Below are 21,609 nucleotides of genomic sequence, written 5' to 3' on the forward strand. Positions count from 1 at the left end.
AACAAATCTCTCAAAGAGGAAAAAAAATGAGAATTATTGCAACCGTACTACTTTTATGTAGTTGTATTCAAACAATGTATAGTCAAGCAACCCTACAAGGAGTTGTAAAATCAGAAAACAATGAAACTATTCCTTATGCGAATGTATTTATCAAAGGAACTAAATTAGGAGCTGAAACCAATGAAAATGGTCGTTTTACTATAACAAATGTTCCAAACTCTAATCATAAGCTTATTGTAAGCGCTGTAGGATTCAATCAATCATCACAAAAAATAGTGGTAAAAGGAGACATTAAAAATTTAGTTTTTATTTTAAAATCAGACACTCAACTTGATGAAGTTGAACTTTTTGGAGCAAGAGATAAAAGAGCTGAAAAACTAGAAACACTTACTAGACTACCTTTAGCTCCTAATGAGCAATTACAAAGTATTTCAGTCTTATCACATAAACTTATCGATCAACAAAACGCTTTAACTCTAAGCGATGTTACCAAAAACGTAGCCGGTGTATATACCTTTGCCACCTACGGAAACACCAAAGAAAGTATGTCTTTAAGAGGTTTTAGAGGAATTCCTTTATTAAAAAATGGAGTTCGTATAAACTCAGATTTTAGAGGAACTGGAATTATTACCGATATGGCTGGTGTTGACAACATTCAAGTATTGAAAGGAATATCTGCTATTAGCCAAGGTTTAGGTGGTGATTTAGGTTCTGCTGGTGGTGTTATTAATGTAGTGACTAAAACTCCTAAATTTTACACAGGTGGAGAAGTTACTTTTAGAGCAGGTAGTTTCGGGAAATTACGTCCTACTTTTGACGTTTATGGACCTATTGATGCCAATAAAAAACATGCCTTTAGAATTGCTGGTTCTTATGACAAAGCAGACAGTTTTAGAGACCATGTTGGTTCTGAACGTTTTTATGTGAACCCATCATACGCTTGGAGACCAGATGAGAAAACTACTATTACATTAGAAATGGATTACATGCATGATAGTAGAACTCCAGATCAAGGAACTCTTAACTTAGGAACCTATGATGTAAACAACATTTATAAATTACCTAACAATAACTTTATGGGATATGATTCTGATAATGTTACTACCAAAAACCTAACCTATGCCATAAGAGCAAATAGAAAACTAACTGACAAAATAAGCATAAAAGCAGGATATTTTGTTTCTGATTTAGATATAGATACTGAAACCTCTTACGCTTTTCAAGGAGACCCTAGAAATGGTTTACCTGTTTTACCAGACAACCAACGTTATAGAGAGTATTATGCTTCTGGAAGAAAAGATAATAATAGTGTATTACAATTAGATTTGGTAGGAAAAGATATAGAAACAGGCTTCTTAAAACATACTTTCCAAATTGGTGCAGACTTTAGAACTTCTGAATTTGATAATATAGCCTATGCTACACAATATGCTTCTGACAATAAATACGCAGATATTATAGATGTGTTACAACCTATAGATAATACACTTCCTAACGGAGTTAACATTACACGAAACCCTGCAAGAGATTCAGGATCTAGAACAGAGTCATATGGAATTACGATACAAGATAAAATAAGCCTTACTAATTGGGCTGATGTTTTCTTAGGGTTACGTTATACTTCTATGAAAAGAACTAGAGGTAGCTTTATAGGTAGACCTTTAGATGAATCTAAAAGTGATGATGCCTTTAATCCGTTATTAGGGTTTAATTTAAAGCCTAATGAAAATATTATCATTTTTGGTTCATATGCTAGCAGCTCAGATCCTAGAACTTCTTTTTATACGGATGTTGACGGTAACGAATTAGGTACAGAACGTTGGGATCAAATAGAAACAGGGATAAAATCTACTTGGTTTAATAATGCTTTACGTTTTAATGTTACTACATTTTATACCTCAAGTAAAAATTTAAACTTACCTGTTTATGACAATGCTGGTAATAGTTTAGGTTATTATACACAAGGAGGTGATGATGTGAGAAATGGTGTAGAAGTAGAATTAATAGGTCGTATCCTTCCTAATTTAGAAGTTATAGGAGGATATTCTTATTTAGATGCTAAATACAAGGATCATGCATCATATTACTATAACTCAAGACCTATTAACACTCCAAAACATACGGCAAATTTTTGGGCACGTTATGCATTTAAAAAATCTTTAAATGGTTTATCTATCGGTGCCGGGGCTTATTACTTAGGAGAACGTCCGCACAATGTGTGGTCTAGAAACTATACGCATACAGGGGTTACTCCTGATACAAAACCATTCGATTTAAAATCGTACACTACAGTTAATGTACAGGCTTCTTATAAATTTAATGAGAAATTAAGTATTGATGTATTTGGAAATAATATCTTTGACGAAATAGGCTACAACGCCTACCGTACAAGTTATATTAACAGAATAGAGCCTGCTAGTTTTGGTTCAACATTACGTTATAAATTTTAATTTATTATGAAAAAACAACATATAATATTTGCCTTTGTACTTTTTATGAGTACAATTCAAGCGCAAACAAAAAATATATTTTTTGAAAGATCTTTTTGGCAAGAAAAACCTAATATTCAACTCGTTGAAGAAAAAATAAAAGAAGGAAATAGCGCAACAGCATTAAACCCAAATGGGTTTGATGCTGTTACCTACGCTATCTTAGCCAGTGCTCCAAATAAAGTAATCAAACATTTACTTACTAAAAAAGGAAATGATGTTAACAAGATAACACACGATAAAAGAACTTATGTTTTTTGGGCTGCCTATAAAAACAATGTTGAAATTATGAAGCATTTGATAGCCAATAATGCTCGTATGGATTTAAAAGACTCTCATCAATTATCTCCGTTAACTTTTGCAGCGAATGCAGGGCAAACAAATAAAGAAATTTATGAACTTTGTATTCAAAACGGAATTGATATAAAAACAGATGTTGACGAGCACGGGGCTAATGCTTTATTATTAGTACTACCAAGCTTAAAAGATTTATCGTTTGTGGACTACCTTACTTCAAAAGGGTTGAGCGTACATAATGTTGACAAAGATGGTAATGGTGCTTTTAACTACGCTGCTAAAAAAGGTAATAAAGAAATTTTAACTCTTTTAATAAAAAAAGGATTACCTTATAAAAACCTAAATAAAAAAGGAGGTAATGCTATGTTATTAGCTACTCAAGGTTCTCGTAGCGGTTATAATTCTTTGGAGTTTTTTAAATATTTAGAAAGTTTAGGTATCAAACCAAACATAACTAATAATGATGGAAAAACACCGCTTCATAATTTAGCTCGTGGTAACAAAGATTTAAATACCTTTAACTACTTCCTTGATAAAGGTGTAAATGCTAATCAAATTGACGATAACGGTAACACTCCTTTAATTATCGCAGCTAGTAGAAACTCTTTAGAAATTGTTCAGTTATTATCAGAAAAAACAAAGAATATTAATCACACTAATAAAAAAGGACATTCAGCACTTACGTATGCTGTTGAATACAACTCAGAAGCTGTGGTAGATTATTTAGTAAAAAACGAGGCTGATATTCAAGTAAAAGATGATAAAGGAAACTCTTTAGCTTATTATTTAGTTAAAAGTTATCATCCTAAAAAAGTGAACGATTTTAATGAAAAAATGAGTCTTTTAGCCAATAACGGATTAAACTTAACACAACTTCAAGCCAATAAAAATACATTGTTTCATATTGCTGTAGAAAAAAACAACATCGATTTACTTAAAAAAATCAACACTTTAAAAATTGATGTGAATGCAAAAAACAATGAAGGTTTAACTCCACTACATTTAGCTGTTATGCAAGCTAATAATACTGATGTAATTAAATATTTATTAAGTATTGGAGCTAAAAAATCAATTACTACTGATTTTGATGAAACGGTACACGATTTAGCTAAGGAAAATGAAATTTTAAACAGGAAAAATATAGATATTAACTTTTTAAAATAAACTTATGTACCAAGTCGTGTGTAAATACAATTACACACGATTTGGTATTAAAATAAATCAATAAAAAATGAAAAAAATCATAGCTCTTTTTATTACTGTATTCACAATAATGGCTTTTAACATAAATGATAGTGCCACATATAAATGTATGATTCAGATGAAAAATTATACTGGTGAAGGTGCATATATTGCTATTTCATTATTAAACCCTAATGGAAAATACGAACAAACATTATACGTTCAAGGTGATGATGAAGAGTGGTACTCTGACATTACCGAGTGGTGGAAATTCCAAGGTAAGGTTCGTACTGACATTGACGCTATCACAGGAGCAACAATTAGTGGAGGTAACAGAGCGATTACCGTATTAAAAATTGACAACGATAAAATTGATAAAGGATATAAAATCAGATTTGAATCGGCTGTAGAAGATCAAGAGTACTACAAAGACGATGTAGAGTTTGAATTAACTACCAACAACCTTAAAGGTAAATTTGAAGGAAATGGATTTATTCGTTACATCCGTTTAATGCCTCAATAACTTTATCAATAGAAATAGCTAACAAAAATGACCACTTCTATATGGAGATATAGCCACTTAACATTGGCTATATCTTCTTTTCTTTTTTTACTTGTTGCTTCATTTACAGGTATTATTTTAGCTTTTGAACCTATTTCAAAACAGCTTTCAGACTATAGTATTTCTAACGCAAAAGAAATTACACTTGCTCAAACAATTTCTGTACTGCAAAAACAATATGACGAAGTAATTTCTATCACTATTGATGAGAATGATTTTGTATCAGCTTCGGTAGTTACCAAAGAAGGAAAAAGTGACACATTTTATGTAAACCCAACTACAGGTGAAAAATTAGGTGATATCGAAAAAAAGAAACCAATTTTTCAGTTTGCCACGAGCTTACACAGATCTTTATTTTTGAAGTCTACAGGAAGATTTATTGTTGGCTTTATTTCTTTTTTACTTTGCTTAATTGCTATCACAGGACTCATTCTAATTACTAAACGACAAGGAGGCTTTAAAAAGCTTTTTTCTAAAATTGTAAAGGAGAATTTTGAACAGTATTACCACATTATTATTGGTCGTTACACGCTTATCCCTATCATTATCATCACATTAACAGGTGTATATTTATCGTTAGATAGGTTTTCTGTTTTACCTGTGGAAAAAATTAATCACTCTTATGATTTTTCTTTAGCTTCTTCAAAAGAAAAAATAACACTTCTTGAATTTCCAGTATTTAAAAACACTACTTTGAATGAAGTAAAAAGTGTTGAGTTCCCTTTTTCTGAAGATGAGGAGGATTACTTTTTTGTGAAACTAACCGATAGTGAACTAATCATTCATCAATATACAGGAACCATCATTAGTAAAGAAAATCTTTCGTTAACCAGCATACTTTTAAATTGGAGTTTGTTATTACATACAGGAAACGGAACTATTGTATGGTCAATTATATTGTTACTTTCTTCAATATCTATCCTGTTTTTTATCTATTCAGGCTTTGCAATGACCGTCAAAAGAGCGCAAAAAAACTCACTTCCTAAAAATAAAACTAATAAAGACAATGCAGAAATTATCATTTTAGTAGGCTCAGAAACAAACAACACCTACCTTTTTGCTTCCTCTTTACACAATGCTTTAATCAAAAAAAGCATCCCAGTTTTTATCGATATCTTAAACAATTACACTTCGTACAAAAATGCGAAACATCTAATTATATTAACTTCAACTTACGGAGAAGGTGAAGCTCCTTCTAACGCTTCTAAATTCTTACAGTTAGTTCAACAAACAGTGATTCAAAATAAGATTAACTATTCAATAGTTGGTTTTGGCTCTAGAGCATATCCTCATTTTTGCCAATTTGCAATTGATATAGATAACAAACTACAGCAACTCCCAGAGTTTACACCTCTGTTACCTGTTTATAAAATTAACAACCAGTCTTTTCAAGATTTTAAAACTTGGGGACATTCATGGAGTAAAAAAACTGAAATTAATTTTGAATTGATACAAGAGGTTAAAAAAACTAAAAAACAACAAACTTTTACCACAGTTTCTAAAACTGATTTAAATAATGATGATTCCTTTTTAGTCCGCTTACAGCCAACTAAAAAAATTCGTTTTAACTCTGGTGATTTACTATCTATAACTCCTGAAGAAGACAATATTGAACGTTTATATTCTGTTGGAAAAATAGATAATGACATCATACTAAGTATTAAAAAACATGACCTCGGAGTGTGTTCTAATCTACTTTATCAGTTAAAACAAAATGAACCACTTAAAGCAAGCATCAAACAGAATAAAGACTTCTATTTTCCTAGGAAAAAGAAAGAAGTAGTCTTAATTGCTAACGGAACAGGTATCGCTCCTTTTTTAGGAATGTTACAACATAAAAATGGTACTAAAGCGCATTTATTCTGGGGAGGAAGAACAAAAGAATCATTAAAAATGTATGCTCCTTTGCTAAAAAACATAGAACAAAAGAACATTCATATTGCCTATTCTCAAGAAAAAGAGAAAGAGTATGTACAAGATTTGTTACTAAAAAAAGAAACTACAATTTCTACTGTTTTACAAAACGGAGGAACCATCATGATTTGTGGTTCTATCAAAATGCTAAAAGGTGTTGAAAAGGTATTAGAACAAATAACTTCAACTAAACTAAACACATCTTTGGACTACTTTAAAAAGAAGAATCAAATTAAAACAGATTGTTATTAATAGATAAAAAAACAGCTTTTCTGTTAGAATACAATCAAGATATTTAGATTACCCAATTATCAGGTTACTACTGGATAATTGGGTATATGTTTTCTACATTTAATTGCCTTTCCTATAAAAATCAACGAATTCTAATTTATCTACTACGAATTCTAATTTACTCCAAATCTACCTGTACTTCTGTGGTAATTTTGATCATATAAAAACAACAATTATGTGGTCAAACAACAATTATTCATCAGTATTAAAAATGTATTTAGAAAAATACACAAGTTTAAAATTACAAATAAATACAAGCGGATTAATCGCTTCTGTTGAAAAACAAGAAAACGGTCAGTGGATTAACGACCGAAACCTTCCTAACATCTTAAACAAACTATCAACTAGTATAAATTTAGGAAAGGATGTAACCATCATTTTACAACAATAACAGTAACTATATTAACCTTAAAACAAAAAACTATGAAACAAAACATTTTAAAAGTAGGTACAGTAATGGGATTACTACTACTAATCGGAGTATTTTCTAGTTGTGATAACACAAAAAGTGACAACAAAAATCAAGAACAGGGAAACATTGCTACCACAGAGGAAACTATTGAAAAACTAGCTGTGGAATACAGAAAACCCATAGTATTTATTACAGGGAATGATAAAGGAAACAGCCATTTTTACGATAGTGCCAGAGTATATTTCAAAGAAAAAAACTACGAAATAATTAATGGCAAATATTCAGTAGAAGAAATTATTTCTTGGATGAACAACAATACTACTGAAAATCCTTACGGAGAAGTTCATATCGTAAATAACAACAACCCTTTTAGAGCAATGAACTTAGAAACTGTAGTTAATGGAGATAAAGTAACTGCTGAAACGTTACAAAAAACAATTACTAAAGGTGCATTACCTTCTGTAAAAAGTGAAGCTATTACTGATGACACTAGAATTATTTTTCATACCAATCAATTGGCAGAAAACACTGATTTAATAAACACTTTAAAAAGTGCTTTTATAACTGAAAATAAAATTCCTCAAGTAGTTGCATCACCGTACTACAATGTTTTTGGAGGAGAGTTTTCTAACCATTATTTAGCTCAACCGTACTATGTATTTTATCCAACAGCAAACTCTCCTGGTAAAGTAGATTTATCAAAAGAAATCGCTAAAAAATATCCAGAAGAAAAAGAAATTGCTTGGTACGACGCTTTAAACAATGAAAGAGAGCGTTATGTGGGAGAGCCTTATACTATTCAGTATACCATTCCTGTAAATCTAGAGTTAGATTACCATAACTCTGATAACGAAATTCCTCACTTTGTAATGCAAGAAGAAATTATGGATTTTATTGCAAGCGAAGAAGCTTTAATGAAAGAAGTTGAAAAAACAAATATTCCTGTAGAGAAATTTAGATGGACCTATACTGTAAAAAACAGTCAGTTAATTATAAAAGGGAAATCTTCTGCTCTATGTGTTTTAAAACCTTTAACGAAACCTTATGGAGAGTTAGAACATGTAAAACCAGATACTAATAATAAGCGTTTATACGCTATGAAATAACTAATAATTGTTGAACAAACGTCATTACGAACCTAGGAAAACCTCATAATAAAAGTAATTACTTCAACCTCCTTCCCTTCGTAATGACGTTTTATTTAAGTACTTTTGTTATGATGAAAACCCAATATCATATTACAAAAACAGCTATGAGAAACAATTTTGTATTGAGTACTCAAAAACACTCAGTACAAAATTTTGTTTTTTTACTACTTTGCTGTTTTATCTGTGGTCTGATAAATGTTTCTGCACAAAACCAACCTTTAAAAACCTATACAAAAAATAATGGGTTACCTAGTCTACATATAAATAGTGGCGCTCAAGATAAAACTGGTTATGTATGGTTAGCTTCTAACAACGGACTAATTCAATTTAACGGAAATGAGTTTACTACTTTTACTACAAAAAACGGACTTATTTCCAACAACGTTAATATCATTTCTTCAAAAGGAAATACTCTTTTTATAGGTACTGACAAAGGTTTAAGTATAAAAAAACATCATGGATTTACTAATTTTGAAGGCAACAATGTTAACTGCATTTTAACCGTTAAAAACCGTACTTTTTTAGGTACTAATAAAGGGATTGTTAGAGTTCGTGAAAACTATCTCTCTCCTCTTCGTACCAACTTTCAAATTGATTTAAATCAGATTAACGATATGTTATTTGATGGAAAATTTTACTGGATAGCTACTAATAAATCTTTGTGGAAGCTTGATAAGCTTATCAATCCTAAAGTTTTAAAAAGAATTGATGTAAATAATTACACTTCTCTTTTAATTAACGAAAAAACGATAATTGCTACCACTTATAACAAAGGGCTTAAATTCATTAAAAATAACGAAGTAGAAACACAAAGCATCACTGCACAAAATGTTATTGAAATTAAAAAAATTAATAATCAATTTTGGGTTATCTCTGAGGATAATGGTATTGAAGTACTAGATGCTAATTTTAATTTCGTTAAAAATATTAATAAATATAACAGCTTAACTACCAATAAAATTACCAGTACCTTTCAAGACAGCGAAAATAACACTTGGGTTTCTACAAAAGATAAGGGAGTTTATTTTATTAAAAGTGACAAACCAATACAAAAAAAGCCTACCATTTCTTTTGAAAATATTGAGGTAGTTTTTACTCCTTTAGATAGCATTAACATAAACAACTACAGCAAAACTCTAAAACTCCCTGCAGATAAAAACCATATCTCTTTTTATTACAAAACAATAGATATTAGCAACTCAAATAAGTTGGAGTATCGCTATACGCTCAACAATCAAACCAGTCCCTGGAGTACTAAAAGCGCTATTGATTTAGCTTATCTTTCTCCAGGAAACTATACTTTTTCAGCTCAATCAAGAATTGGAAAAATTGAAAGCACTCCTATTGAGTTTAATTTTTATATTGATACTCCTATCTATAAAAAAAGTTGGTTTATTTGGTCTACCATTGGAGTAGCCAGCATAATTTTAACACTCATTGTTTGGTCATATATCAGAAGAATTCAAGCTAAAAACAAAGCTAAAGTTACAAAGTTAGAACTGGAAAATCATTTGATATCTCTAGAGCAAAAAGCCTTGCAACTTCAAATGAATCCGCATTTTATTTTTAATGTCTTAAATGGAATTAAAGCATTGGGTAACTCGGGGAAATCAGTTGAATTAAATACAACCATTAGTAAATTTGCTACTCTTTTACGTGGTGTTTTACACAATTCTAGACAAGAAGAAATTAGCTTAGCTGAAGAAATTACCACACTAAAAAATTATGTTGAACTAGAACAACAAATAAACTCAAATACCTTTGAATATTCAATAACTACAAATCTTTCTATTGATCCTGAAGAAATTCTAATTCCACCAATGCTAATACAACCTTTTGTTGAAAACAGTATAAAACACGGAATCTCTTCTGTTGAAAAAGGAAAAATTAGGATCAGTTTTTCTATAAAAAATAATCTTTTACATTGTGAAATAATAGATAACGGTATTGGTATTCATCAATCAAAAGAACTTAAAAAAGTTAGCTCACATAAATCCGTAGCTTTAAAAGTTACGCAAGAACGAATTCGAAACCTGTCAAAAAAGGGAGCTTTTTCCATTATTGAATTATATAATGAAGGAAAAGTAACAGGAACTAAGGTACTATTTGAAATTCCTTTAAAAACTGATTTTTAAAACATGAAAAAACTTTCTGCAATTTTAGTAGACGATATGTCAACAGCTTTAGAAATGTTACAAAACGATCTCATTCAATTTCATCCAGAAATTGAAATTATTGGTACTGCTAAAAGTGTGGTTGAAGCTTCAAAAGTTTTACGAAAGCAACAACCAGATATTTTATTTTTAGATATTATGCTGGGAGACGGTACTGGTTTTGATGTTTTAGAAATTCATCCAAACCTATCCTCAAAAATTATTTTTGTTACTGCAAGCGACGAGTATGCCATTAAAGCTTTTAAATTTGCTGCTATTGATTATGTATTAAAACCATATTCAAACGAAGATTTAGCAAGCGCAATTAATAAAGCAAAAAATCAAATTAAACCCGATAAAGAACAGCTAACAGTACTACAGCAATCCATTTCAAAACCAAATCAACGTCCTAAAAAGATCTCATTAAACACTTCTGACAAAATTATGGTGGTAAATTTAGACGATATTGTTCGTTGTCAGTCCGATAATAATTACACAGAGTTTTTTATGAATGATGGACAAAAAATATTAGTTGGAAAAACCTTAAAGCACTTTGCTGACATGTTGAAGGAATACGATTTTTTACGAGTTCACCAAAGTCATCTAATTAATATTCAATTCATTAAGGAATTCATAAAATCTGATGGAGGATATTTAGTTTTAAAAAACAAAACAACTGTTCCTGTTTCAGTTCGTAAAAAAAATGAAGTCATTAATGTTTTAGAAAGAATGTAGCCCTTATTTTTTTATGATTTTTTAACACTTTTGTTAAAGTTTTATTAAAATTTTATTTACCTTAGTGTTTATAAACTATAAAAATATGGTTGCATTTAAGCCGAAAAAAGGTAGGTTATTAATTGCTGAACCAGCAATTTTAAATGATAGCTCTTTTAAAAGAACTATTGTATTACTTACTGAACATAATGAAAAAAGCTCTGTGGGTTTTATTTTAAACAGACCTTTAGACTATGTACTTAGCGATTTAGTTTCTGAAATAGACTGTGACTTTACAGTGTACCAAGGTGGACCTGTAGAACAGGATAATTTATATTTTATCCACAAAGCTCCACATTTACTACCTAACAGTATTGAGGTCGCAAACGGTATTTATTGGGGAGGAAATTTTGACCTGTTAAAAGAGTTATTAAATAATAAACAATTAAAATCTACTGATATTCGTTTCTTTTTAGGTTATTCTGGTTGGGGAGCAAACCAATTGGAAGAGGAACTATTAATGAACTCTTGGTTTATAGCAGAGAATGACTATGAAAATATTTTAACTGCGAACGATAGAGACTTTTGGAAAAACAAGTTACTACAAAGAGGAGGCAAATATAAAATTTGGGCTAACGCTCCTAGCGACATTCAAATGAACTAACCTTAGCTAGTTACTATCGCTAGTTTTAAGCTACTTTTAATTTTATTAGTTATCACTGTTGAAAACTCTTTTTTACGATAATTGGTAACTGGCTGAATTCCTACAATAGCATTGGTTATAAAAACCTCGTCTGCTTTTTGAATCTCAAAAGGAGAAATAGTTGTTTCATCTATTGTGTATTCTCCGTGTTTCTCAATAATTTCAATTACTTTTTTTCTAATAATTCCTTTGATACAGCCTTCAGTTAAGGCAGGAGTTTTTATTGTGTTTCCTTTTACTACAAAGATGTTTCCATTAATAGTTTCAACGACTCCCTTACGCTCATTTAGTAAAATACAGTTATCTAAATCGTTTTCTTCTGCAAAAACGGCTGCTAATGTATTTAACATTCTATTTGTTGTTTTTATTGTTGAAAGCAATCCTGAATAGTTATAAAAATCTTTAAAAACATCCATTCTATAAGTCTCTTTCTCTACATTTTCTATTGGAGCTCCTTCAATAATATAATCTATTTCATTTGTAACGGGTGCATATAAGCCACCATCTTTTCTAAAAACAGTTAATCGTACCCTATAAGTAGAAAATTCAGGTAATTGTTTTGTTACTTTAAGGATTTCTTCTTGTAAAAACTCAAGGGTAAACCTCATAGGTATCTTCATACGAAGCATTCTCATTGATGCCATTAATCTAAAGTAGTGATCTTCTACAAAAACAACTTTACCATTTAATACTTTAATTGTTTCAAAAATAGCATCGCCATACTTAAAAGCCCTATTCTTTGTTGAAATTTGCACTTCGTTATCAGAAACCAAAGTTCCATTAAAGTTTACCATTTCCTAAAATTTTAATTGCAAACTTACAATTTAGGTAAATATTAGCCATAAAAAACTCGACAAAATTGCCGAGTTTTTTTAAATACTTATTAATTATAAATATGTTAGGCTCCTATTGTATGTTTTAACTCTTCTATTTGGTTTTGCCAAAGCATTTTTGCTTCCTCTACATCATCTTCATCATCTGCAAAATCTGTAACAATTACAGCAACATCTTTTGTTAATGGGTCTACTTGAATTCTGAATTCAAAATAACTATCATCACCCTCACTTTCAGTCCATTTAAACTTAATACGTTCATCTGCTTTTTTTGTTATTATTTTTGCTTCTTCTTCAGAATCATCCCAAATAAAGGTAATCAGTTTTCCTCGTGAATTAACTCTATCTGCAAACCACTCTTCTAATCCTGCTGGTGTCGCGAAGTATTGATATAACATACTTGGAGATGCATGAATAGGAAACTCTAATTCAAATTTAACTTTGCTCATTTATTTTTTTGTTTGAGTGCCAATATAGATAATTATTTTTTAAAAAAAAATTTAAATGTTTGTTGCTTAAAACCAAAAAGTAATTATATTTGCACCCGCAATCAGGCGAGGTAGCTCAGTTGGTTAGAGCGCAGGATTCATAACCCTGAGGTCGGCAGTTCAAATCTGCTCCTCGCTACAAAACCCAAATCTTTTGATTTGGGTTTTTTTGTATTTATACTTTACTGTACATTTTAAAATGAACACCTACCTTTTGCACCTTAAACTTCTCACCTATAATTACGAAATCTAAATTTTCATAAAACCCTACTGCTTCTTCTCTTGCATTACACCACAGAACGTCTATGCTTTTAGTTTTTAAAATGCTTTTTGCCTCTTCTAGTAGTAACTTTCCTGCCCCCATACCTCTAACTTCTGGCAAAGTAGCCATTCCTCTTAATTGATATTGCAATCCTTTAATAGCTTCTGTTTTATTTTGAATAAAAGAAGCTACACCTACCAACTTAGTTTTGTAAAAAGCTCCTAAATGAAATGTACTTCCATACTCATCTTCTTTAAACTTATAAGGTAAATCTATATTATTACGCAAAACCGTTAATCTAATATTATAAGTTTCTTGAGCTGATATATTTTTTATTTTTATCATCTAAAATTTCTTTAATCCAAAAATACAGAATGAATATAAAATTTAACCTCATTAGTAAAGAAGATATTCTTATTATCCTTCCTCTTTTACATAAAGTTAACACCACAACACCACATGATATTTTAAAAAACAGAGTGATAGAAATGGTAGCATACCCTAACTACGAATGTATAGGTGTTTATGACAACAACAAGCTTATAGGTATTTGCGGGCTTTGGTATAGTACTAGGCACTATATTGGTAAAAGTGTAGAGCCAGATCATGTAGTTATACATGAAACTTATAGAGGTAAAAGTGTTGGAAAACAGCTTTTCAAGTGGATATACAATTACACTAAATCTAAAGGGTGCGAGGCAGTTGAATTAAACACGTACACTGCTAATAGGAAGTCTCATAAATTTTATTACAACGAAGGTTTTGAAATTTATGGTTTCCATTTTTTAAAAGTTTTACGAGATGATAAAAACTTTTATTAAAGCTACAAAAATTACAATTTCTTATTTTTTAAAAGTATTATTCTTTTTATTCTATTATTCATTAAATTCTAAATATCTTTGTAATACTTAAGAGACGTCTTAAGTTCTTTTTCATAGCAATTTTCCCACTCAATATTTTGAGTGGGTTCTTTTTTATAATTTATACTACAATTTTATTTTTCTCTATTTTTAATAATTTTGCTCACATGTATAAAGTTTTCATAGATACATTATTCTTAATATTCTCTTTCTTTTTTATCAGAAAAGGTTCAAGTTTTCTTATAAATAGATCAAGAAACTTCCATAAAAAATATAAAACAACTCTAGCTGGTAAAGACAAATTATTTAATTTTTTCCAATTCTTTTTCTATATCCTTTCATGGGGCACTATTATTTTAATCTTTATTATTTGGGTCAAGTTTCTTTATTCTTAATAATCTATAAATTTTAAACACAGTATAATCGATATTCTATTTATTACTTATTAACCCCCAACATGAACTATCTTTTATTTTAAAAGATAGTTCACTTAAAAGTTTGATTATAAAAACAAAAAGAGGCTACATGTAGCCTCTTTTTGTCAAAAAAAAATGAAATATATTATGCTGTTGCAGCTAACTTAATTCTAGATTTGTATTCTGTAGGAGTGCAATTGTATTTTTGTTTAAATATCTTACAAAAGTAACTTCTACTAGAAAATCCTACAGAATAAACTATTTGTGATATGTTTAAATCACTATTTTTTATTAATTCTTCTGATTTTTTTACTCTTTCTGTCCTTATAAAATCATTCACAGTTGTATTATGCATTAATTTAAATCCTTCTTGAAGCTTTGAGGAAGTTACTCCTGTTTTTTTACATAAATCTTCTATAGTAGTTGCTCTTTCTGGATAATTTTTTATGTACGTAGAAATTTCTTTTATCTCTTGCATTTCTCTTAACGTTAAACTCCCTGTAGGTTGTTTAGAATTCTTCAAATCCCTTTTGTACTGTTGTATTTCTAGAGCTAAAACCATATGTACTATACCTTCAATTAGTAAACTACGCATTACCCCATCTTCTTTTATCTTCGTTACTTGCTCTATTTTTTCTGCTATTTTTAAATTATGAGAACTAATAAAAATATTATTTTCTTTTTTATTTTTTACAAAAGTTTCAAACAACTCTTGATGAACTGTATTTTTTTTAACTGAAGCTGTTAATTCGTAAGCTGTTATAAGAGTAACAATTACATTTGTTTCTTTTTTAAAGTAAATGGTATTCTTAGACGATGTTATGTTTGACATAAAACCTATCTGAAACGGCTCTAATGTTGTTTTTTTGTTTTTCTTAGTAAACTGATGCGCTATTTTACCTTTACTACAATAAGCTATATTTACTGCTTTACTAATATTTGTATTTATATTTAGGGCTATATCTTCATTAAAAGTAACATTAAACTCTAAATATGAAATGTTATTTTTTAGTAAAACACCTCTCACTTCACCATAACCAATTTCATTATCAAAGGTTAAGCAATGCTCTTTGAAACATTTTTTATATGAAGCTGATAATTGCTCTTTCAATTGACCAAACGTTTTTACTATTGAACTGCTATTTATGTGAAGTGTTTTCATGTCTACTCTTTTTAGGTTAATAAATTAGTTTTTCTTTATTCTAACATTTTTTCTTTTTTGGTGTTTTTGCTTGTGAAGCTAAGTTTTGTAAATATTCTGTTTTAGCTACTATCTTACCTACTTTAGCATTTAACCCTTGCTTATCATATACTCTAGTCTTCATTATATTTCGTTATTAATTACATTACAAAAATGCAACCAATACACGCATTCTTCGTTACATAATTTTTGCTTTGTTTTATATAATTTTTAGAAACAATTAAAACACGTGTAATCATTGATGTTAAGATTGTTTTTAACAAAAAAAAGATCTCTATGTAGAGATCTTTTTTTATCATTATTTATAATTTATTATCGTTTACAGTTTGCACTCCACGACTTCCCATCTTTGGCCATCTTTATATTTAAAGAACTTTCATCTATTACAATAAGACTAGCCTCATCCCAATCTAACTCAAACTTATTTTCACCTTTTTCTATTTCTAAACCACTAATTGATGGTATGTCGTCAGAAAAAATAAAATTGTATGTATCTCCTGTTTTAGCTACTGTAACACTTCCATTTTCTGCCGAAATTGAGTTTTCTCCATTATCATAAGAAACACTTCCTTCATATGTACCTACAAATAAATCATTATCTTTTGGATCATCACTTTCACTACATGCTGTAACTGTTAATAAAACTACTCCTAAAATGCTTAATAATTTGATTAAATTCTTCATGTTTTTCTTGTTTTTAAATTATACTACAAAGATGCAGTGTATCTAAAAACCGTGTGTTATATAATTTTTACTTTGTGTTATATAATCTTTAGAATTCATTAAAAACTTAAACTATGCTGGTAAATATATTGTAAACACAGCACCACTACCCTTTATTCCTGTAGCTTGAATATACCCTTGATGTTTTAATACAATTTTTTTACAAATAGCTAATCCTATACCTGTTCCAGAATATTCATGCTTTAGATGTAAACGTTGGAACATTTCAAAGATTTTATCTCTCATATTATTGTCAAAACCTATACCATTATCTATTACTTTAATTAAATAATATGCTTGATGATTTTTTACGAAAGGCTCATCAATATCAATAGCTTCAATTTTTTTAGAAGTTATGGTTACTTTTAGATCCTTTTCTTTATTACGATACTTAATTGCATTAGATATTAAATTGTTAAATAACTGATTTAACTGAAATTCTATCCCTTTTACAGCAGGCAATTCTGTATACTCTAAAACAGCATTAGCTTCTTCTATAGTTAATGACAAGTCATCTATTACATCTTGTAGTACATTATTTAAATTTACTAATGACAAATCGTCTTCTTTTCTATTTATTCTAGAAAAAGACAATAAATTATTTATTAATGTACGCATTCTTAAACTAGCGCTATTAGCCCTTTCAATATACTGTTTGTTTTTTTCTGATAACTCATCATCATTTGTGAGCCTTGACAGGTACATTTGTACTTTTCTTAATGGTTCTTGTAAATCATGACTTGCAATACGATTAAAAGATTCTAACTCTACGTTTTGATGTACTAATTCAGCATTTTTTTGTTGCAACTGCAATTCTGTTTCTACCTGTTTAGTTACATCTTGAATTATCCCAATCATCGTTATTTTATTGTCATGTTCATTAAATGCTCCGTTTGTATACAAATGTTTTATTACATTTTCTTTCGTTATTACTCTAAAAATAAATTCAACCGCCTGCTCTTTTTGATAAGCTTCGTTTATATTCTTATCATAAAGCTCTAAATCATCTGGATGTACAAACTCCCTAAACTTTACAGAAGAAGAAGCGAACTCTTGTGGTTTATATCCTAAAATCCTATAAACATTATCTGACAAAATAGTATGGTCTACTTTCATAAACCATATATAACTCCCCATCTCAGCTATTTTCTCTGCTTCTTTTAATAAATCATTACTTAATTTTAATTCATGATTTAATTTAGATAAGTCTTTCTCATATTTTCTTGATTTTGATATATCTGATATAATCACTTTTATATCATCTTGAGAAGGGAAAAAACGTCTTAAATATGTTGTTTTTTCTTCATCTACATCAATTTCAGAAACTTCTTCTATTGATTTCTGTAAGGAAAAGGAATCTATTAATTTTTGTAATTCTCCTGATACTTTTAACTCAGGATAAACTTCAGTAACCAGCCTACCCAACAGTTCTTTACTATTATAACCATATATTTCTTTCGCACTACTTGCATATTCAATTTTAAAGTCTATTACCTCTTTATTATTATCATAAACAGGAGTATAAACTCTAACTATATCAGTAGAAGCATTTAAAATACTTTTTAAAAGTGAGTTTGTTTTAAAGTACAACTTACGACTCACAAACAATCTATATAAAGAAAATAATAATAAAAGCAATGCAAAAGCAGACGATATAACCATCATTCTAATAACTGATTCATTCTTCTCTTCACGATAAGTTACTAGTTTAGAAATATCTTCTTTCTGTTGTTCTAAAATATGTTTTTTTATAGAGTCTATTTTATGTAAAGAAGAGTTTATTCCTAAAATTTTCTTCTTTTTTATACTATTTCTTAAAGAACTAAAGGTAGTATCTAACTCTACTAAATTACCAAATAGTTTATTTTGTTCTTCCGCTATTTTATTAATACGCTCTAACTGTTTAGGCTTATTTCTAAAATCAAATAACAAACCTTGAATACTTATATATATATCGTTATTTATAGTATACCATTTATCTGGGTCTAATTTTCTTCTTAAAATAGCCGCTTCTAAATGCTCGGTTTGCATTAATTTATATTTTTTTGAAAGCTCCTCTAGCTTTATATATTCATCATAATTAATTTTTGAAGAGTCTGTAGCATTTTGAAAGTCTTGAAAAAAAACATAAGACACTATAAAGACTACAAGTAACATACCTATAGCTATAGATGAAGTAACAACATAAGCTTTATTTGATTGAGTAAAACTATTTTCAAACATAGCTAAATTCTTAATAAAAAGTTATCTTTATTTAAATTTGAAGTTTGGTACTGCCAATTAATTTGCAGCACTTTTTTTATAACTTTCTTTAATTCTTTAAAAGATGTAGGTTTGTTTATGTATATATTAGCTCCATTAACAAACGCCTCTTCAATATCTTCTTCTGAAGAAGATGTTGAGTATATAGCTACTATTATACTTTGTAATTTTGGAGTTTTACGAATATCTATTAAGCATTCCATACCATTTTTAATAGGCATATTCAAGTCTAAAAAAATTAAATTAGGAAGCTCTTTACAATCATTACACAAATAACTCATTAAATCTTGTCCATGGTTAAATGTTTTTAGCTCTGAGGCAATATTTATCTCCTCAATAGCATCTTCAAAAAACATACGATCATCTATATCATCGTCTGTTAAAATAATTTTTAATTTATCTTTAGCCATAATTAACTAATACCTGATTATTGGTTACGTTTTTCCACTATACGTTTAAAAGTAGAAGTGGTAAGTCCAGTTACTTTTTTAAACTGCCCTGACAAATGAGCGACACTACTATAGTTTAATCTATAGGCTATTTCAGTTAATGTTAAATTACTATTTAACAATAATTCTTTAACTACATCTACTTTTCTTAAAATTATGTAGTTTTCTATTGAGGTGTGGTTTGATTCAGAAAACAAGTTAGATAAATAAGCATACGAATAATTTAACTTATCAGACAAATAATCAGAAGCATTCATCCTTGCTGCTGCTTCATCTTTCAACATCTCATCAATAATTATTTTTATTCGCTGAACAACATCTAACTTTTCATCGTTAGTAATATCTATTTTAAAAGGAGCTAATAATTCTTTTATTTTTTCTTTTTCATTTAAAGAAAGTTCCTTTTCAAAAACTACTTCTTGAGAGCTTGTTACATAAAAGGGCAAGCTTAACTCTTTTAAATGATACGTTAAAAAAGATTTTAAAGCTGTGTTAGCATCAAATTTTAAATAAATTTTCATGTCAATTTACATTATTAAATACTACTCTTCCCTCCAAACAATCAAAAGTAGTTTTTTTTAAACTTTTACAAAGCCTCTTAAATGATTATTTTACTTTTATTTTTTAATGTAAAGTTAAAATGAACTTAAAAAACAATTTAAATTAATAAAGTATCTACTAAAAAACACTTAACATAATATTATATAAGCTCTTTTTTTTTCTTTTTGAGTTAAAAAAAAACTATACTTTCCTCAACTTTGTACGTAATAATTTTATAAAGATTAGACAGATGAAAAAAAATGATTTAGTAGATAAAAATGCTATTGAAAGAATTCAGTCTATCCTAATAAACACCCCAACATGCATGTTAATTAGTTCGTTAAGTAAACCAAACCCTTCGGTTTGCCCTATGACTGTTAAAACAATTGACAATGATGGAGCTTTGTGGTTTTTATCAGATAAAGAATCTGAACACTATAAAAACATTGAAAAAGATAATGACTTACTCTTAACTTTTACTAATAACACAGACAAACAATATTTATCAATCAGAGGTAAGGGCATTCATTACGAATCAAAAGGAATTATAGATAAGTTACTCTCACAACAAGACTTAAAAAATAATAACCTTCACACCATTACTATCCTTAAAGTTATTATAAACAATGCATACTACTGGGATATAAATTTGAAAAAATCTGTAACCATTTAAAAAGTTTTTATAATTATCACAAATAAAAAAAGCAGTTCGTTGTGAACTGCTTTTTTAGGATGGATTATTTGTAAAATGTATATTAACTATTTAATTCATCAGCTAATTTATCAAAAGCATTCTCTACATCATCATAAGCTTTCTCAAACCCTTTTTTCACATCATCCCAAGTATCTTCAGAACTATTCTTTAATTTTTCCATACTTGCTTTGAGTTTTGTTCTTTTATTTTTTAAAGAAGCTAACAATTCTTGACGCTCTTTCTTTACACTTTCACTTGCATCATTATAACTATCACTTACACTTTTCTCTAATTTATCAATCTCAGCATCTAATTTATCTATTCCTTTGTTAATTGATTTTGTTACCTCACTTTTCTTTTCAAAAGTATAATCACCTAGGTCAGAAAAACTCTCTTCAATTTCATCTATTCCTTCTTCTACGCTCGCTTCCACTTCATCCATTTTTTCTTTTACCTGTTCTTTTTTTTCTTTTTTGTTTTCACAAGAAACCATTACAACTGCTGTTAATAATGTTGCTAAAATTAATTTTGATATTTTCATAATTATTCAGTTTAAATTTATACCTACTCTCTTAAAGGGTTTTCGGCTTACTCCCTAAAATTATTTTCTAATTATCTAACACATTCATCATATCAGTTTTTTCTTTAATTCTCAAAGCTTTATCTGCATTAACAACAATAGGAACCTGTAACAAACTAGGTTTGCTATTTATTAATTTCAACCAGTCTGTCTCATCAAAGCTCGTTACATCTCCTACATTCTCAGCATTTGAGTGCTTAGGTGAAAACAACTCTCCTAATGTTACATTTAACATAGCAGCTATTTCTAACCATATTGTATCTGAAATTTTTTCTTTACAAATATTTATAATCTGTAGCTTTTTATCTACGGCAGAAGCATAAGCTAACATTTCTTTACTAAAACTGGATTCACAGGAGTAAATAAATAATAATTGCCTTTTATGTTTTGCTAACACAGTCATTAATTTAGTTTATTAATTAATTTATTACAAAAT

22 protein-coding genes and 1 tRNA gene are annotated in these 21,609 nt (G+C 29.0%); 12 read left to right on the forward strand and 11 right to left on the reverse strand.

All coding sequences use genetic code 11. The features are described from left to right. Window positions 1-26: 26 nt before the first annotated feature. The 9 genes from AC3VJB_RS06765 (at window position 27) to AC3VJB_RS06805 (ending at window position 11,826) form a co-directional block, all read left to right on the forward strand. On the forward strand, window positions 27-2,450 hold the full coding sequence (locus AC3VJB_RS06765) for a TonB-dependent siderophore receptor (RefSeq protein WP_497666941.1): 2,424 nt from the start codon (window positions 27-29) through the stop codon (window positions 2,448-2,450). A 6-nt stretch (window positions 2,451-2,456) separates the two neighbouring features. Next, window positions 2,457-3,950 (forward strand): ankyrin repeat domain-containing protein, encoded by a 1,494-nt coding sequence (locus AC3VJB_RS06770; protein ID WP_159616152.1) that lies wholly within the window; start codon window positions 2,457-2,459, stop codon window positions 3,948-3,950. 109 nt (window positions 3,951-4,059) lie between these two features. Further along, window positions 4,060-4,491, forward strand: a complete 432-nt coding sequence (locus tag AC3VJB_RS06775) for a DUF2271 domain-containing protein (RefSeq protein WP_371875267.1) — start codon at window positions 4,060-4,062, stop codon at window positions 4,489-4,491. Between the two features lie 27 nt (window positions 4,492-4,518). Then, window positions 4,519-6,696: a PepSY domain-containing protein gene (locus AC3VJB_RS06780; protein ID WP_497666942.1), complete on the forward strand. Its 2,178-nt coding sequence runs from the start codon at window positions 4,519-4,521 to the stop codon at window positions 6,694-6,696. 214 nt (window positions 6,697-6,910) lie between these two features. Further along, window positions 6,911-7,126, forward strand: a complete 216-nt coding sequence (locus AC3VJB_RS06785) for a hypothetical protein (RefSeq protein ID WP_047789227.1) — start codon at window positions 6,911-6,913, stop codon at window positions 7,124-7,126. A gap of 32 nt (window positions 7,127-7,158) precedes the next feature. Beyond that, window positions 7,159-8,253 carry a hypothetical protein gene (locus tag AC3VJB_RS06790; RefSeq protein ID WP_047789228.1) on the forward strand — a complete coding sequence of 365 codons (1,095 nt, stop codon included), beginning with the start codon at window positions 7,159-7,161 and terminating at the stop codon, window positions 8,251-8,253. 110 nt (window positions 8,254-8,363) lie between these two features. Next, window positions 8,364-10,430 carry a sensor histidine kinase gene (locus AC3VJB_RS06795; protein WP_497666943.1) on the forward strand — a complete coding sequence of 689 codons (2,067 nt, stop codon included), beginning with the start codon at window positions 8,364-8,366 and terminating at the stop codon, window positions 10,428-10,430. A 3-nt stretch (window positions 10,431-10,433) separates the two neighbouring features. Beyond that, window positions 10,434-11,183, forward strand: coding sequence for a LytR/AlgR family response regulator transcription factor (locus AC3VJB_RS06800; protein ID WP_159492430.1), 750 nt, complete (start codon window positions 10,434-10,436; stop codon window positions 11,181-11,183). A gap of 85 nt (window positions 11,184-11,268) precedes the next feature. Continuing rightward, a complete protein-coding gene (locus AC3VJB_RS06805; RefSeq protein WP_073181203.1) occupies window positions 11,269-11,826 on the forward strand; it encodes a YqgE/AlgH family protein in 558 nt (185 codons plus the stop codon). 2 nt (window positions 11,827-11,828) lie between these two features. On the opposite strand, the gene AC3VJB_RS06810 is transcribed toward AC3VJB_RS06805, so the two are convergent. Both AC3VJB_RS06810 and AC3VJB_RS06815 read right to left on the reverse strand, forming a co-directional pair. After that, a complete protein-coding gene (locus AC3VJB_RS06810; protein WP_047789232.1) occupies window positions 11,829-12,659 on the reverse strand; it encodes an aminotransferase class IV in 831 nt (276 codons plus the stop codon). A 104-nt stretch (window positions 12,660-12,763) separates the two neighbouring features. Further along, the gene (locus AC3VJB_RS06815; RefSeq protein WP_047789233.1) at window positions 12,764-13,147 is read right to left on the reverse strand and encodes an START-like domain-containing protein; all 384 of its coding nucleotides are present in this window, start codon (window positions 13,145-13,147) and stop codon (window positions 12,764-12,766) included. 104 nt (window positions 13,148-13,251) lie between these two features. Here AC3VJB_RS06815 and AC3VJB_RS06820 point away from each other — a divergent pair. Then, window positions 13,252-13,325: transfer RNA gene (locus tag AC3VJB_RS06820), tRNA-Met, on the forward strand. Window positions 13,326-13,361: 36 nt separating this feature from the next. Here AC3VJB_RS06820 and AC3VJB_RS06825 read toward each other — a convergent pair. After that, the gene (locus AC3VJB_RS06825) at window positions 13,362-13,793 is read right to left on the reverse strand and encodes a GNAT family N-acetyltransferase (RefSeq protein ID WP_047789234.1); all 432 of its coding nucleotides are present in this window, start codon (window positions 13,791-13,793) and stop codon (window positions 13,362-13,364) included. 29 nt (window positions 13,794-13,822) lie between these two features. Here AC3VJB_RS06825 and AC3VJB_RS06830 point away from each other — a divergent pair, with 29 nt between their 5' ends. Next, a complete protein-coding gene (locus AC3VJB_RS06830; protein ID WP_047789235.1) occupies window positions 13,823-14,269 on the forward strand; it encodes a GNAT family N-acetyltransferase in 447 nt (148 codons plus the stop codon). A 600-nt stretch (window positions 14,270-14,869) separates the two neighbouring features. Here AC3VJB_RS06830 and AC3VJB_RS06835 read toward each other — a convergent pair. The 6 genes from AC3VJB_RS06835 to AC3VJB_RS06860 form a co-directional block, all read right to left on the reverse strand. Next, window positions 14,870-15,886: a helix-turn-helix domain-containing protein gene (locus AC3VJB_RS06835; protein ID WP_497666944.1), complete on the reverse strand. Its 1,017-nt coding sequence runs from the start codon at window positions 15,884-15,886 to the stop codon at window positions 14,870-14,872. 40 nt (window positions 15,887-15,926) lie between these two features. Then, window positions 15,927-16,049, reverse strand: a complete 123-nt coding sequence (locus AC3VJB_RS06840; protein ID WP_255724871.1) for a hypothetical protein — start codon at window positions 16,047-16,049, stop codon at window positions 15,927-15,929. Between the two features lie 188 nt (window positions 16,050-16,237). Continuing rightward, window positions 16,238-16,609 carry a hypothetical protein gene (locus tag AC3VJB_RS06845; protein ID WP_047789237.1) on the reverse strand — a complete coding sequence of 124 codons (372 nt, stop codon included), beginning with the start codon at window positions 16,607-16,609 and terminating at the stop codon, window positions 16,238-16,240. Window positions 16,610-16,720: 111 nt separating this feature from the next. After that, window positions 16,721-18,871 carry a sensor histidine kinase gene (locus tag AC3VJB_RS06850; RefSeq protein ID WP_167713530.1) on the reverse strand — a complete coding sequence of 717 codons (2,151 nt, stop codon included), beginning with the start codon at window positions 18,869-18,871 and terminating at the stop codon, window positions 16,721-16,723. 2 nt (window positions 18,872-18,873) lie between these two features. Continuing rightward, entirely contained in the window at window positions 18,874-19,320 is a 447-nt protein-coding gene (locus AC3VJB_RS06855) for a response regulator (protein WP_047789238.1), read from the reverse strand. Window positions 19,321-19,337: 17 nt separating this feature from the next. Then, complete coding sequence (locus tag AC3VJB_RS06860; RefSeq protein WP_047789239.1) at window positions 19,338-19,880, reverse strand: helix-turn-helix domain-containing protein; 543 nt, start codon at window positions 19,878-19,880, stop codon at window positions 19,338-19,340. Between the two features lie 269 nt (window positions 19,881-20,149). On the opposite strand from AC3VJB_RS06860, the gene AC3VJB_RS06865 reads away from it, so the two are divergent. Continuing rightward, window positions 20,150-20,572: a pyridoxamine 5'-phosphate oxidase family protein gene (locus AC3VJB_RS06865; RefSeq protein ID WP_159492434.1), complete on the forward strand. Its 423-nt coding sequence runs from the start codon at window positions 20,150-20,152 to the stop codon at window positions 20,570-20,572. An 82-nt stretch (window positions 20,573-20,654) separates the two neighbouring features. Here AC3VJB_RS06865 and AC3VJB_RS06870 read toward each other — a convergent pair whose 3' ends face one another. Together AC3VJB_RS06870 and AC3VJB_RS06875 are read right to left on the reverse strand one after the other, a co-directional pair. Then, window positions 20,655-21,134, reverse strand: a complete 480-nt coding sequence (locus AC3VJB_RS06870) for a sll1863 family stress response protein (protein WP_497666945.1) — start codon at window positions 21,132-21,134, stop codon at window positions 20,655-20,657. Window positions 21,135-21,201: 67 nt separating this feature from the next. Further along, window positions 21,202-21,576: an arsenate reductase family protein gene (locus tag AC3VJB_RS06875; RefSeq protein WP_047789241.1), complete on the reverse strand. Its 375-nt coding sequence runs from the start codon at window positions 21,574-21,576 to the stop codon at window positions 21,202-21,204. Window positions 21,577-21,609: the final 33 nt, after the last annotated feature.

The sequence above is a fragment of the Tenacibaculum sp. TB-53 genome (assembly GCF_059716285.2).

Bases quoted from the DNA above. Each gene is read 5' to 3' on its own strand.
- AC3VJB_RS06765 (WP_497666941.1), top strand. From the start codon at position 27: ATGAGAATTATTGCAACCGTACTACTTTTATGTAGTTGTATTCAAACA.
- AC3VJB_RS06770 (WP_159616152.1), top strand. From the start codon at position 2,457: ATGAAAAAACAACATATAATATTTGCCTTTGTACTTTTTATGAGTACA.
- AC3VJB_RS06775 (WP_371875267.1), top strand. From the start codon at position 4,060: ATGGCTTTTAACATAAATGATAGTGCCACATATAAATGTATGATTCAG.
- AC3VJB_RS06780 (WP_497666942.1), top strand. From the start codon at position 4,519: ATGACCACTTCTATATGGAGATATAGCCACTTAACATTGGCTATATCT.
- AC3VJB_RS06785 (WP_047789227.1), top strand. From the start codon at position 6,911: ATGTGGTCAAACAACAATTATTCATCAGTATTAAAAATGTATTTAGAA.
- AC3VJB_RS06790 (WP_047789228.1), top strand. From the start codon at position 7,159: ATGAAACAAAACATTTTAAAAGTAGGTACAGTAATGGGATTACTACTA.
- AC3VJB_RS06795 (WP_497666943.1), top strand. From the start codon at position 8,364: ATGATGAAAACCCAATATCATATTACAAAAACAGCTATGAGAAACAAT.
- AC3VJB_RS06800 (WP_159492430.1), top strand. From the start codon at position 10,434: ATGAAAAAACTTTCTGCAATTTTAGTAGACGATATGTCAACAGCTTTA.
- AC3VJB_RS06805 (WP_073181203.1), top strand. From the start codon at position 11,269: ATGGTTGCATTTAAGCCGAAAAAAGGTAGGTTATTAATTGCTGAACCA.
- AC3VJB_RS06810 (WP_047789232.1), bottom strand. From the start codon at position 12,659: ATGGTAAACTTTAATGGAACTTTGGTTTCTGATAACGAAGTGCAAATT.
- AC3VJB_RS06815 (WP_047789233.1), bottom strand. From the start codon at position 13,147: ATGAGCAAAGTTAAATTTGAATTAGAGTTTCCTATTCATGCATCTCCA.
- AC3VJB_RS06825 (WP_047789234.1), bottom strand. From the start codon at position 13,793: ATGATAAAAATAAAAAATATATCAGCTCAAGAAACTTATAATATTAGA.
- AC3VJB_RS06830 (WP_047789235.1), top strand. From the start codon at position 13,823: ATGAATATAAAATTTAACCTCATTAGTAAAGAAGATATTCTTATTATC.
- AC3VJB_RS06835 (WP_497666944.1), bottom strand. From the start codon at position 15,886: ATGAAAACACTTCACATAAATAGCAGTTCAATAGTAAAAACGTTTGGT.
- AC3VJB_RS06840 (WP_255724871.1), bottom strand. From the start codon at position 16,049: ATGAAGACTAGAGTATATGATAAGCAAGGGTTAAATGCTAAAGTAGGT.
- AC3VJB_RS06845 (WP_047789237.1), bottom strand. From the start codon at position 16,609: ATGAAGAATTTAATCAAATTATTAAGCATTTTAGGAGTAGTTTTATTA.
- AC3VJB_RS06850 (WP_167713530.1), bottom strand. From the start codon at position 18,871: ATGTTTGAAAATAGTTTTACTCAATCAAATAAAGCTTATGTTGTTACT.
- AC3VJB_RS06855 (WP_047789238.1), bottom strand. From the start codon at position 19,320: ATGGCTAAAGATAAATTAAAAATTATTTTAACAGACGATGATATAGAT.
- AC3VJB_RS06860 (WP_047789239.1), bottom strand. From the start codon at position 19,880: ATGAAAATTTATTTAAAATTTGATGCTAACACAGCTTTAAAATCTTTT.
- AC3VJB_RS06865 (WP_159492434.1), top strand. From the start codon at position 20,150: ATGAAAAAAAATGATTTAGTAGATAAAAATGCTATTGAAAGAATTCAG.
- AC3VJB_RS06870 (WP_497666945.1), bottom strand. From the start codon at position 21,134: ATGAAAATATCAAAATTAATTTTAGCAACATTATTAACAGCAGTTGTA.
- AC3VJB_RS06875 (WP_047789241.1), bottom strand. From the start codon at position 21,576: ATGACTGTGTTAGCAAAACATAAAAGGCAATTATTATTTATTTACTCC.